Origin of the sequence: Aquimarina spinulae (genome assembly GCF_943373825.1) — a bacterium.
Classification (GTDB): domain Bacteria; phylum Bacteroidota; class Bacteroidia; order Flavobacteriales; family Flavobacteriaceae; genus Aquimarina; species Aquimarina spinulae.
This window is the reverse complement of sequence record NZ_CALSBP010000002.1, coordinates 3,853,448-3,867,397: the sequence shown is the minus strand read 5'-3', so window position 1 is coordinate 3,867,397 and position 13,950 is coordinate 3,853,448. Positions and strand designations below refer to the sequence as shown.

General features: G+C 31.1%; 10 protein-coding genes. All 10 read left to right on the top strand.

Features of this window, described 5'->3' with window-relative positions:
- Positions 1-137 precede the first annotated feature (137 nt).
- Positions 138-3,293, top strand: coding sequence for a VPS10 domain-containing protein (locus tag NNH57_RS22000; RefSeq protein WP_108808809.1), 3,156 nt, complete (start codon positions 138-140; stop codon positions 3,291-3,293).
- A gap of 144 nt (positions 3,294-3,437) precedes the next feature.
- Positions 3,438-4,058: a hypothetical protein gene (locus NNH57_RS21995; RefSeq protein WP_132065864.1), complete on the top strand. Its 621-nt coding sequence runs from the start codon at positions 3,438-3,440 to the stop codon at positions 4,056-4,058.
- Positions 4,059-4,302: 244 nt separating this feature from the next.
- Positions 4,303-4,737 (top strand): DUF1801 domain-containing protein, encoded by a 435-nt coding sequence (locus NNH57_RS21990; RefSeq protein WP_108808808.1) that lies wholly within the window; start codon positions 4,303-4,305, stop codon positions 4,735-4,737.
- Positions 4,738-4,961: 224 nt separating this feature from the next.
- Positions 4,962-5,921, top strand: a complete 960-nt coding sequence (locus NNH57_RS21985; protein WP_108808807.1) for an SRPBCC family protein — start codon at positions 4,962-4,964, stop codon at positions 5,919-5,921.
- A 1,039-nt stretch (positions 5,922-6,960) separates the two neighbouring features.
- Complete coding sequence (locus NNH57_RS21980) at positions 6,961-7,269, top strand: helix-turn-helix domain-containing protein (RefSeq protein ID WP_159099304.1); 309 nt, start codon at positions 6,961-6,963, stop codon at positions 7,267-7,269.
- Between the two features lie 101 nt (positions 7,270-7,370).
- Positions 7,371-8,417, top strand: a complete 1,047-nt coding sequence (locus tag NNH57_RS21975; protein WP_108808806.1) for a S41 family peptidase — start codon at positions 7,371-7,373, stop codon at positions 8,415-8,417.
- Between the two features lie 425 nt (positions 8,418-8,842).
- Positions 8,843-9,430 carry a hypothetical protein gene (locus tag NNH57_RS21970; RefSeq protein ID WP_132065866.1) on the top strand — a complete coding sequence of 196 codons (588 nt, stop codon included), beginning with the start codon at positions 8,843-8,845 and terminating at the stop codon, positions 9,428-9,430.
- Between the two features lie 306 nt (positions 9,431-9,736).
- Complete coding sequence (locus tag NNH57_RS21965) at positions 9,737-10,861, top strand: helix-turn-helix domain-containing protein (RefSeq protein ID WP_159099303.1); 1,125 nt, start codon at positions 9,737-9,739, stop codon at positions 10,859-10,861.
- An 80-nt stretch (positions 10,862-10,941) separates the two neighbouring features.
- A complete protein-coding gene (locus NNH57_RS21960; RefSeq protein ID WP_108808804.1) occupies positions 10,942-12,414 on the top strand; it encodes a serine hydrolase in 1,473 nt (490 codons plus the stop codon).
- A gap of 60 nt (positions 12,415-12,474) precedes the next feature.
- Positions 12,475-13,947, top strand: coding sequence for a serine hydrolase (locus NNH57_RS21955; RefSeq protein ID WP_074406592.1), 1,473 nt, complete (start codon positions 12,475-12,477; stop codon positions 13,945-13,947).
- Positions 13,948-13,950: the final 3 nt, after the last annotated feature.

The window sequence follows — 13,950 nt, the reverse complement described above, 5'->3', positions numbered from 1 at the left end:
AAACATACAATATTCAAAGTGGATAATACATATAATGTATATCTTATATCCTGTTATTGTGTGTCATTATAACAAATCTTTAAGCAATGATTACATTCTTTCAACTTTCACATAAATCACGAATCAAAAACAACTATATGAAAACGCTAAAACTCTTAGCCATTTGTATGCTTTTATTACCTGTAACCAATCATGCGCAAAAAAGAAAAAAGAAAACCAACGAGCCCGTTTTAAAACTTACCGACTCTTTATTTCATGGTTTAAAATGGCGAAATATTGGTCCGTTTAGAGGAGGTAGAAGTGTAGCTTCTTCAGGAGTAATAGGACAACCTCACACCTATTATATGGGGGCTACAGGTGGTGGTGTTTATAAAACTACTGATGACGGTATTCGGTGGAAAAATGTCTCAGATGAATTTTTTAAAACCGGATCTGTCGGAGCCATTGCAGTGTCTGAAAGCGATACCAATATTGTGGTTGTTGGAATGGGAGAACATGCCGCTCGTGGCGTTATGACTTCTATGGGAGATGGGGTATACAAATCTATGGATTCAGGAAAAACATGGGAACATATAGGGTTGGAGAATACACATCATATTTCTGATGTTATAATACACCCAACAAATCCAGATATTATCTATGTGACTGCCCAAGGTGCACAATATGCACCCACAAAAGAAAGAGGAATTTATAGAACTACCAATGGTGGTAAAAATTGGGAACAGATTCTATTTGTGAATACAACTACAGGCGCATCATCTTTGTCTATGGATATGACCAATCCACGAATTTTATACGCCTCTATGTGGCAGCATCGACGTTATCCCTGGATCATAGAATCTGGCGGGGAACATTCAGGATTGTATAAATCTACCGATGGAGGAGATACCTGGAACAAAATGAAAGAAGGCTTACCAAAAGACTTTGGCAAATCAGGTATTTCTGTGTCTAGAGCAAATCCGGAACGTGTGTATGCAGTTATCGAAGCAGAAGATAAAAAAGGAGGGGTTTATCGTTCTGATGATGCAGGTAAAAAATGGAAACAAGTCAACAGCAATCGTATAAATATTACTCGATCCTGGTATTATATGGAGATTTTTGCCGATCCACAAAATGAGAATGTGGTATACGTTTTGAATGCTCCCGTGATGAAATCTATTGATGGAGGTAAAAGTTTTTCTAATATTCCTGTTCCGCATGGAGATAATCATCATTTATGGATTAATCCACATGACAATACTAATCTCATTAATTCTAATGATGGAGGTGCTAATATTTCTTTTAATGGTGGAAAGAGCTGGAGTACACAACAAAATCAATCTACATCACAATTCTATCGTGTTATCACCGATAATTTAGTACCCTACAATGTTTATGGAGGTCAACAAGATAACTCGGCAATAGCCATTGCCAGCCGTACCAATGATGGAGGCATAGATTGGAAGGATTGGTATTCTGTAGCCGGAGGAGAAAGCGCTTTTATTGCCTTTGATCCAGATAATCCAGAAACTATTTATGGAGGTACATACCAGGGTAATATTAGTAAATGGACAAAAGCCTCTGGAGAACAAAAATCAATTAAACAATACCCGGAATTAGGATTGGGCATTTCCCCTAAAGATTCTAAATATCGCTACAATTGGAATGCTCCCATTATAACCTCACCACATAATAGAACAACAATTTATCATGCAGGGAATGTTGTTTTTAAAACCACTGATGAAGGAATAAGCTGGACTGTGATAAGCCCGGATCTTACAAAGAATGAAAAAGAAAAACATGGCCCTGGTGGAGGCCCATATACCAACGAAGCCGCTGGTGGAGAAAATTATAATACACTAACAACTTTAGTAGAATCTCAACATCAGGAAGGTATACTCTATGCCGGTAGTGATGATGGACTATTACACATTACCAAAGATGGAGGTGCAAATTGGGAGAATATTACACCTGAAGGCATTTCGGATGGTATCATAAACAGTATTGATATCTCCGAACATGATCCAGCAACTGCTTATGTGGTTATTATGCGATACAAATTCTTAGACCTCAATTCTTATATTTTTAAAACAACCGATTATGGACAATCATGGACTAAAATTGTAAATGGCCTCAATGATTCAAATGGGTTTGCAAGAGTTGTAAGAGCAGATAAAAAGCGAAAAGGATTGTTATATGCAGGTACAGAAACAGGACTATATATCTCTAATGACGATGGTGTATATTGGCAACGTTTAACATTGAATTTACCAATAGTTGCCATCAATGATTTAATAATACAAGACAATGATTTGGTAGCCGCAACATCTGGTCGTGGATTCTGGATTTTAGACGACCTGAGTGTATTTCAAAATATGACACCATCCCATAAGCCACTTCAAGTATTTAAGCCAAAATCTACCTATCGTATTTTTGGTGGAACGTCTAAAGCTATTGGTCAGGGGCGAAACCCTAAAAGCGGAGTGACATTTGATTATTATTTAGATAAGGATACCGATACGCTAGATTTGGAGTTGGCCATTTTACAAGGCACAAAAGTGATAAGAACCTATACCAATAAAAAGTCAAAAGACTTTAAGTCATGGCCAGGAGGGCCAGCAAAACCTCGGGTTTTACCATCAAAGAAAGGATACAATAGATTTACATGGGACTTTGATAGAGAGGCATTACCTTCTATAAACAAAGTGTTTATTTTTGGAGGACTTTCTGGGTCTAGTGTGGCACCAGGAAACTACACTTTAAGATTAACTCTGGATGGGAACAGTGTAGAGACACAAGCTACCATTCTTCAAAATCCGGCAATAAATGCTACACCTCAAGATTTTGTAAAACAACAAGAAATGCTTGTCACTATTGAAAACACCATTAGAGAAATGCATCAATCTGTTAATCAAATGCGCTCGGCTAAAACACAACTAAACACATATGCCAAACTTTTAGAAAATAATGACAAGGCCAAAACACTTATAGAAAAAGGAGAAGCTTTAATAAAGCGCATTAACAGCTGGGAAGAAAACTTAATACAAGCAAAGCAAAAAACGTTTCAGGATGTTATAAATTTTAATAATAAACTCAATGCACAACTTATTCAACTTTTAGGCTATATAGATCAGGCAGACCCAAAAGTTACTCAAGGCGCTAAAGAACGCTTAAAGGATGTAATGAACGATTGGCAAGTGTATAAAAATGAACGAGATGCTATTATAAACACTGAAATGAATGCATATAACAGCATGTACAAATCATTAAACATACCTGCACTAATTCTTGAAGAGGATCAGAAAAATGATTAAATTCTTTAGAGAGACTCACTAAAAACTTCTTTCTGAAAAGAAGTTCAGAAAATAGTTACTATATACAATTGGTGATATAAGAAAAAGAGTCAGGTTTGTTATAAATTACATCGAAGTAATAATTCCTGAAATGAACAACTATAGTTGAAAAAATATCAATATCTTCAAAGTGGGGATATAGTACATAGAATATATAGGACATATGTGTTATATTCTATCGTTGGCAGTAATATGAAAAAAATCGCGATTACAATATTAATATTGAGTTTCAACTTTGGATTTGGACAAGTTGAAATTCCTTTTTTTGAACAAATCGGTTTTGATTTTTACAAGGACAGTTTATTGACAAAGTTCCCTGTAGAAAAAAGAATAAAAATTCCTAAATACACGACTGACTTTCACTTCTCATCTTATAAATTTCAAGTTAACGAATGTCTGACTGGAGAATTATTAACAGAAGAAAAAGAATTGGAAATTTTCGGAATTTATGCTCTAGAACAAATAGATTTTGATTCCCCAACTCACGTAATGAATTATCAAAACTTGGATAAAAAGCAGTTTCGGATTAAAAAATCTAAAAGTAATAGCGGACTGAATTTAAGAATTTCTCAACCATACCATAAAAAAGATGATTTTAAGAATTTTTACGTAATTATATCGGAAAACTATAAAAGAGAAAGCATCACATATTATTTATTAATTGACGATAATGGAAATGTAAATAATTGGTGCAGGAAAGAATCGGAACTGATAATAATACATTAAAGGACGGAAAAAATACTACAGCCAACAATGTATAAGAAAACATAGTGCTTTAGGTTTAACCGAAAAGTCGGTATTTATTTGCTAAATCGCCAAATATAAAATTTGCGTTTATGAGAAAAAAGATAAAAACTAAATATTTATATTTGGCTTAGTATCAAACCGAAACGTATAGTTTATTACCTGCCCTACGTTTCTTATACTGAACGTTGGCAGGCATTAGAAAACAACTTAAATAATTACAGAAATGGCCAAAAATAAAACTACCGAAACAGAAGTAGATGTTTTTGATTTTATTGAATCATTTGTAGATAATGATCAAAAGAAAGCTGACAGTTATATGCTATTAGAGTTAATGAGTGAATGGTCAGGTTTTGAACCTAAAATGTGGGGACCAACTATAATAGGTTTTGGAAGCTATCACTATAAATACGCAAGTGGACATGAAGGCGACGCTCCTTTGCTGGGTTTCTCACCACGAAAAGCTCAGTTTTCACTCTATGTCTATTCGAAGACAGATAAAAGTGATGCGCTTTTAACAGATTTAGGGAAATTCAAAATGGGCAAAGCCTGTATTTATTTTAAGAAATTAGCTGACATAAATATTCCAGTTGTAGAAAAACTTAGTATGGAAACAATTGCTTATCTCAATGAACACCATAAGTGCGCTTGTAGAAAATAAATAACGACCTGCCAACACGGTGTATAAAACATAACTAATAAGTGCTAAACCCAAAGGTTTGTATTTATTTATGAAAACCGCCAAATTAAAAATTTGGCTTTAAGAATTAAAAAATTAAAACAAAATATAAAAATTCGGTTCTGTGTTAAACCGAAAAGTTAGTGTCTTTTTGCATGCTACATTTCATACACAAGACCGTTGTAAAGCATTAGAAAAAAAACCGAATGAAAAAGAACATTAAGTTAATTTCAATTACTTTCACTTTAATTCTTTCTGCAATTATAGGATTTGTTTCGATTGAAATTTTTAAAGATTATGGTTGGACTATATTCTTGGTAATACCATTTCTAATTGGTTTTTTACCGCCTTACATTGTTGGTAGATTTAAAGATATCAGCAGAAATGAAAGTTACAGTTTAAGTTTATTAACTTTAGGAGTAGCAATTATCGGATTATTAATATTTGCTATTGAAGGACTGATTTGCATATTTATGGCTTCTCCAATACTAGGGCTTTTAGTTTGGTTTGGCTCATATTTGGGTTTTAAATCCAATACAGGAAAATGGATAAATCCCACTAATACGACGATTGGAATTTTCATAATTTGCATTAGTTCTATGAGTTTTGATTACGTAAACAAACCAGAAAATTTAATTCCAGTTAGGACAAAAATCATTGTAAATACTTCAATTGAAACAGCTTGGAAAAATGTAGTTACTTTTAATAAGATTGACGAACCTATAGATTGGATATTTAAAACTGGTATTTCATACCCAACTGATGCCACAATAAAAGGAACCGGAGTTGGAGCGGTAAGGTATTGTAATTTTACAACAGGTAGTTTTGTTGAACCAATTACAACTTGGAACGAACCGAACTTATTGCAATTTGACGTAAAAGAACAACCAATACCAATGAATGAATTTAATCCATTTTGGGATATTCACCCTCAACATTTAGATGGTTATTTTAAATCATACAAGGGACAATTTAAACTAACCAAAGTTAGTGAGAACAAAACAGAAATCGAAGGAACAACTTGGTATAAAGTCGATATTACACCAGAGATATATTGGAAAACATGGTCTGACTTTATTATTCATAGAATACACAAAAGAGTGCTTAATCATATAAAAATAGAGTCAGAAAAACAAAAGAATAACGCTTTACAACAATGTGTATAAGTAATAAGGGTTAAGTACCAAACTCAAAGTTGGTGCATATTAATGAAGTCCGACAAATTTGCAATTTGACGGTTAAATGATAAAAAGGAAACAGTAAAATTGCAAATTCGGCTAAGTGCTAAACCGAAAAATTATTGCATATTTATTCCCTTACTACTCATACACAAGACCGTTACCAATAATTTAAAAATCATAAGTTTGTAACATTACAAATGGTTAAGAGTCTTAAGAAAAATATTGAATGCTAAATACAATTGCTATAATTGTTCTTTTCGGAGCCATACAAGGTTTTTTACTTTGTTTGTATTTATATTTCAAAAAAAAAGATAATAAAGCAGCATTCAATAATTTTGTTCTTTTTTTATTCTCATTATCCTTTTTTAATCTCATATATGCGCTAATGTATATGAAGATTTCAACCCTGGGAATTATACCTTTAACCTCTTTCCCTTTTCCATATAAGTATCTTATTGCGGTTGGTTTTTATTTTTTCATAAAAAGTCAAATATCCAAAGAAGAAAAAGTCATTTCAAAATACGATTACCTTCTATTTTTACCAGCTTTTTTTTATGGTATTTTACGAACTTATTGGTATATAAAACTTCATACAGGTTTAGATAAAGATATCTTTTGGAATGTATATAAAACTGGTTTCTTTACATATAACGAATACGTCTATTTAATTTTTAACCTTCTTTTATTAAGCCTGACGATAAAATTTTTAACGCGATATAAAACCCAAATAAGAGGAACTAAGATTTCTCAAAAAAATTGGGAGTGGCTCTTAAAATTTTCTTATGTATTTATAGTTGTCATAATTATAAACTTAGTATTAGCAGTAATTGTGCATATTGTAGGTGATCTATATAATGGGATAGTCTATTCAATTATTTTAATTTTAAATTCAATTTATATCTATTGGGTGGGGTTTGAGTCGCTTACAAAATCAAACTATTTATTCAATACGTTTAGGCTTAAAAACCAAGATTCAATTGAAGGTAAAACACCTAGCGTATTAGCCCAAAAACTTGAATATTATATGAAAGTAGAAGAGGTTTTTAAAAATAAAAATTTAAAGCTGTCAGACTTGGCCTATTTAATTGAAACAAATGAAAAAGAATTATCCTTATTCATTTACGAATCATTTGAAATGTCGTTCTCTGAGTATATCAATCAGTCAAGAATTGAAAAAGTAAAAACGCTTTTAAAAAACGAAGATCAAAAAAAATACACTTTATTAGCCATTGCCGAAAATGCTGGTTTTAGTTCTAAATCTTCATTTAACGCTGTTTTTAAAAAAGTTACGGGTTTAACTCCTTCCCAATATAAAGCGAGTTATAAAAACTAATACGTCCAGTATTTTTTTTATGGACATTCTTTCCGCTATTTTTCTTAAAAAATATTATGGTAGCCTTTAGTTTTGTTTTCATCAATTAAAAAAATAATATTATGAAATCAATTTTTGTAGGTACTACTATATGTTTTTTACTTTTTTCATTAAACACTCACAGTCAAGACAAATATGTAACAGTTAAAGACAGTATTAATACATTTTATAACAAACTATTTGAAGAACTAGAAGAAAACTATTTGCATACTAAAGATATAGATTGGTTAGGTCTGAAACCTTATATAAAAAAGAAGGCTTTAAAAAGTAAATCCTTTGAAGAGTCTTTAAAAATCACAGTAAAACTATTTGATACCATTAGAGGAAATCATTTACTTCTTTTTTCAGAAAAAGATTGGTATAAAAGTACACTTGGCAAACAATTATCTCAAGAACAATTTAATCAAAGTCTTGCAGATGCCTATGAAAATGGAAAATCCTTTGAAGCAAAAGTTATTGAGAAGGAATATGGTTATGTATTTATACCAGGAATGCTGTTAAAAGATGCCACGAGAGAAGAGTTGGATAAAGCGGCGCAAGAAATTTATGATGCCATTACAAAAATAGATCAATCACACAACATTAAAGGCTGGATAATTGATCTTCGTTTAAATATTGGTGGTAATTCTAATGTAATGCTTGCTGGATTGTATCATTTATTAGGAAATGGTACCACTCACCTATCTCTAGATGTTGACAAAAATGTAAAAATTCTTACCAGTATTTATAATGGTACTTTATATAAAAATCATAAAATAAATACAGCTATAAAACCAAACCAAAAACCAAAACCACAAGTCCCTGTTGCTCTAATATCAGGAATTATGACGAACAGTGCAGGAGAATTTGTAGTTTTGGGTTTTAGAGGTCGTAAAAATACTATTGTGATTGGAGAAGAGAGTTATGGGAGTACGACTGCCAATGACTTATACGAATTACCATATGATACAAAGGCTGCAATTACTGAAAGTTATGGAACGGATAGATCTGCTAAATTTACTAAAACTATTATTCCTGATATAGAAGTTGTAAAACAACACAATTTTGAAAATCTAGCAAAGGATAAGAACATTATTATGGCTATCAAGTTTATCAACTCAAAACAATAAACAAGATATTCTCGATTTATAGTTCATCACTACTTGAACTAAAATTAGAATCTAAAAAACTATTGCCAACATTGTATATAAGAACATTGCCAAAATTTGGCTAACTTTAAACTCTCCCCTACTAATTAACCCCAGTTACGACTGAATAATATAAATTATAAATATCACAATGTGCCTTGTACAAAACCGTTAGCAATAATTATCAAGAATGTATCGTGACTAAAGAAAAAGATTTATATCGGATTGAATTTATTACTTCAATTTTTCTACTGCTTTGTAATGACTTCTACCTAAAATATGAATACCACAATTATCTGACTGGAAAATTATCTGATTTTGCTGGGTTATTTGCTTTCCCTTATTTTTTCAGTTGTTTCTTTCCAAAAAAAGTTAAGCTGATTTACATTTTTTCCGGAATTCTATTCGTGTTTTGGAAATCGGAACTTTCGCAACCTTTTTTTGACTTTGCTCATTCATTCGGAATTGGAATTGATCGAACTATAGACTATTCAGATCTAATTTCTCTTTTAATTTTACCTATTTCATATCTCTTTTGGAAAAATAATTTTCGTACTACACTTAAACCCAATAGAATTTTAAAATCGATAATGATCGGTGTTTCTTGTTTTTCATTTGTAGCTACCACTCTTCCTCAGAAAACAGAAAATTATAACTTCAATTCAGATTTAGAAACTATAGTAAAAATCGACTCTCTTAATATCAAAAACAAAATGGGTCTATATGAATCTGAAGAAAAAAACAAATACATCTATGTAATTCAGATTCCGAAAAGAAAAGCAAGTATTGAAACCAAAATCGAATTGGAAGAATTACAAGATGGATATTTAAAAATTAAGCTCGATAGTGTATTAAATTACAGAATTAAAGGTACAGGGTTTATTTTTTCAAGTACATATACCAAAGAGGACGTTAAATATTTTAATGGTTTGAGTAAAATAGACATTGAAAAATTATTTTCTGAGCAATTAAACGAACAATTGAGCGAAAAATAACTATTGCAAACAATGCTAGAAAGCATAAGACTTTTGCACTTAATCAAAAAGTCAATTTTTTTTATAAAGTCACCAAATACAAAATTTGGAGTTTCTAAAAAAGATAAAAGTAAAATACTATATTTGGCTTAGGACCAATCCAAAACATATCGCTTATCACCCACCCTACGTTTCTTATACCAGACGTTCTAGAACATTTATAAATGATAGAATTTAAAATAAAAAATATATCAGCAGACTATTGTAAAATAAGATTTGAATCTGTTTTAAAAATTTATGCTAACAAACTTAATATTCAAACATATGATGTTTAATCTTATTGAAATATTAGGTGGTTTTTCGGTCTTTTTATTCTTGTTTTTTGCTTTATATTTGGTAACCACTAAAACTAGTAAAAAATTAAGCAATGGATTATTTGCCTTTTATTTACTTGTTATTGCTTTAGATTTAACTGCATTTTTTTATCCTAAATTTATAACATTTTCCTATTCAATAGAAATGCTTCGCATGCAGGTATTAGCTGATTTGAAAGCGCCCTTACTTTACCTATACATAGTTTCAATATTATATGATAATTTTAGACTCAAAATTAAACATGTCTTACTGTTTTTACCACTATTCATTAATTTAATAATACTATATCCATCTTTTTTCAACGTTAACATAGATCAACAAGAACTATTCATAAATAATTACTTTAACCAACCTGAAGCCTTAATTGTAACTTCTATTGGTTATACAACCTACTTTTTTCTCTTTTTTGCACTTGTTTATGAAGTTATACGATATCGTAAAATTATAAACCAAAACTACTCTAACTCAAATGCTCTCGTGAACTATACTTGGATCACGCAGTTCTTAGTTATAGACATTATTATTTCACTCGTAACGCTATCAAAAAGTGTTTATAGGTTTACTTATAATAATATTGACACAACAAACAACCTAAGAGTTATAATGTTACTTTCTGGTTTGATTTTTATCTGCTGGTTATTTAGTAAAGCATTATTGGCACCAAAAGTATTTCAAGGTGTAGATGCAAATCTAACTCCTATTAAAGAAAAAGTGAATACCATAGAAGATATGCGTATAGCACATATTCAAGAATTCATGAAAGAAAAGCAACCATATTTGGATGCATCTTTAACACTTCAAAAACTCGGACACCAATTAGGTATTCCGTCAAGAGAATTATCCATTTTAATTAATCAACACATTGGTAAACATTTTTTTGATTTTGTCAATGGTTATCGAATTGAAAAAGCCAAGGAACTTTTAGGGAATACATCTTTACCAAAGAAAACTATTCAAGAAGTAATGTATGACGTAGGCTTTAATTCCAAAAATTCTTTTAATACTGCTTTTAAAAAACACACCAATTCGACACCATCTCAGTACAGAAAAAACACTAGTAATCAACAACTTGTGTAAAACAGGACGCTTTTACATTAAAGTAGTACGTTCTTTTTTTATTTATATGACATTTTTGAAGTGTAACGAAAACGAAAGTCATGATAAAAAAAATTATTACACTATTAATTCTATTTCAAATTATATTATCTGGATGTTTCACTCAGAACGAGACTATTTCAGATGGGGTTAAAGAAAACGTTAAATCGCGTGTAAAAAACGGCACTAATACTGGAATAGTTATAGGAGTAATTACTTCTAAAGGAATAACCTATTATAGTTATGGTGTGAAGTCCTTAAAAACCAATGAGCCCGTAAATGAAAACTCAGTTTTTGAAATTGGCTCTATTTCAAAAACTTTTACAGGAGTTTTATTAGCAGACATGGTAATTAAAGGTGAGTTAAATTTGGACGACCCTTTACAAAAGTTTTTACCAAATGGAATAACGGCGCCAACATACGATGGGAAATCAATCAAACTATCCCAAATGTCTAATCATACTTCTTCGCTTCCAGGAATGCCAGGTAACTTTGCCCCGGTAAATTCAGCAAATCCGTATGTCGATTATACCGAAAAGCAACTATATACTTTTTTAGATAACTATCAAATTACCAGAGATATTGGTTCTACATATGAATACTCTAATTACTCTCAAGGTTTATTGGGGCATGTATTGGCTAATAAAAGACAAATGAGCTATGAAGAATTAATGACAGAAATCATAGCTAATCCTTTACAACTAGAAAATACACGTATTACCTTTACACATAAAATGAAAGAAAACTTGGCTATTGGACATAATAGTATTGGTGAGGAAGTGGAAAATTGGGACATCCCAACTTTAGCTGGTGCGGGGGCTATTCGTTCTACAGCTGCAGATATGATCAATTATTTAGCAGCCAATATGGGGTTAATAAAGAGTGACTTGTACCCTGCAATGCAATTGTCACATAGAAAAACAACAAATATACGTAGTGATCTCAAGGTGGGTCTAGGGTGGCATATTCTGTTGCGTGATAAGCTAGAAATCGTATTTCATACTGGAGCCACAGGAGGTTATAGAGCATTTGCAGGCTTCATTAAAGATGGAGATAAAGGAGTGATTGTACTCACAAATTCAAAAGATAATGTAAATATTGATGATATCGGAATCCATTTATTAGACTCTACATCAGCCTTAAAAAAAACTTCTATTACTGTACCTCTCAAAAAAAGTATAGAAAATGAAGGAATTGAAGTAGCTACAATAACGTATTGGAAACTAAAGAAAAATAAAAGCGATAATTATGATTTTGGAGAGAATCAATTAAATTCTTTAGGGTATTATTATTTAGGAAATAGAGAAATTGAAAAAGCTATTACAGTGTTCAAATTAAATACAGAAGTATTTCCTACTTCTTCGAATGTTTATAATAGTTATGGTGAAGCATTGATGAAGAACAATGAAAAAGAAGAAGCTATTATTAACTATAAAAAATCAGCAGTACTTAATCCCAGTAATACGAATAGCCTAATGATGCTTAAAAAATTAGGAGTAGATACCGAAAATCTACTCCAAAAAAATGACAATTAACATTTTATATAATACGCCAGTCAATCAATTTTTTCTATTCAAAAAAATCAATTTCTAAAAATGATCTTTATTAAACATATTAGTACACCCATATTTTTAATTTTTTTTAATTTTTTATCCTATAGTCAATCAGAAACAAAAACAATAGATCAAAAACTAAATTATTTTTTAAAGTTAACAGATTCTCTAAGAGTAAAGTCTAATACTCCTGGTGTTGGTTTAGCTCTTGTCTATGATGGAAAAATAATCTATCAAGGTGGTCTCGGTTTTCGGGATGTAGAACATAAAAAACCAGTAACAAAAAACACCTTATTTCCAATAGGTTCAAACACAAAACCGATAACCAGCCTTATAGCATCAAAACTTATAGAAAAAGGATTATTAGATTGGGATAAACCTGTAAAAAAGTATTATCCAGAATTTAAGGTAGCAGACGAATATGTCACTCAAAATGCTACTATTAAAGACTTATTTACTCATATGACTGGAGTAGGAAGGTATGATTTGCTATATTACCACAACTCTTCAATTACAAGAGATGAAATATTAGAGAAGCTTCCTTATATGGAATCAAAATATTCATTTAGACAACAACATAGCTACAATAATTTCATGTATTTAGTCGCAGGAATAATTGAAGAGAACGTAAGCAAAAAAAGTTGGGATGATTTAGTTTATGAAGAAGTTTTCAGGCCTTTAAAAATGAATAATTCCTTCACTTCATTTCAACAATATTTTGATTATGAAGAAAAATCAAAAGGTTACAAGTTAGATGGAAAAACAGAGGTTGATTATCAAAATATTGATGTTATTGCGCCAGCAGGGTCTATATCCTCGACACCTCACGATATGGCATTATGGATTCAAATGCTGGCAAACAAAGGCAAGGTTGAAAACAGTAATTTCATTAGCGAAAACCAATTTGATTATTTAACAGGTGCTCACGCCCCTTTTAACCCAAGTAGGTCAGTTAGCTATTCTAATGGATGGCTTACAGCTCCATACAATGAACAAAGATTTATACAAAAAGACGGCGGCATAGATGGATTCGTGTCCAAAGTAACCGTAATTACCGAAAAGTTTGGTATCGCAATTATGTCTAATTCTTGGACTAATTATGTTTCTATAATGACAGATTACGCTCTAAATATATTTGTAGACGATAATTATGAGAGAAATTATGAATGGGAAGAATCATTAGAATATAAAAAACCAAAAAAAGACAAGTATAAAACTAAAAAAGAAATACCTCTATTACATGATCTTAATGAATACATTGGCACTTATGAGGATAAAATATATGGAACCATTAGTATTTCCGAAAAAAATAAAAAGCTTTTATTCAAGTTTCATGATTTTGAAAGCAAAATGGAGCATAAAGGGTTTAACAATTTTCAAGTCGATTTAGATTTGGAAAGTAAAGCCCAAGTATTTATTTTTCATGTTCACGCAAATACAACCGGTGAAATTGATCAAATTGAATTCAAAATAGAATCTGGAGTATCAACCTCAATTTTTAAAAAAAGGAAATAAAAA

Coding starts and splice junctions, on each gene's coding strand:
- NNH57_RS22000 (WP_108808809.1), top strand. CDS start 138: ATGAAAACGCTAAAACTCTTAGCCATTTGTATGCTTTTATTACCTGTA.
- NNH57_RS21990 (WP_108808808.1), top strand. CDS start 4,303: ATGGCCAAAAATAAAACTACCGAAACAGAAGTAGATGTTTTTGATTTT.
- NNH57_RS21985 (WP_108808807.1), top strand. CDS start 4,962: ATGAAAAAGAACATTAAGTTAATTTCAATTACTTTCACTTTAATTCTT.
- NNH57_RS21980 (WP_159099304.1), top strand. CDS start 6,961: ATGAAAGTAGAAGAGGTTTTTAAAAATAAAAATTTAAAGCTGTCAGAC.
- NNH57_RS21975 (WP_108808806.1), top strand. CDS start 7,371: ATGAAATCAATTTTTGTAGGTACTACTATATGTTTTTTACTTTTTTCA.
- NNH57_RS21965 (WP_159099303.1), top strand. CDS start 9,737: ATGTTTAATCTTATTGAAATATTAGGTGGTTTTTCGGTCTTTTTATTC.
- NNH57_RS21960 (WP_108808804.1), top strand. CDS start 10,942: ATGATAAAAAAAATTATTACACTATTAATTCTATTTCAAATTATATTA.
- NNH57_RS21955 (WP_074406592.1), top strand. CDS start 12,475: ATGATCTTTATTAAACATATTAGTACACCCATATTTTTAATTTTTTTT.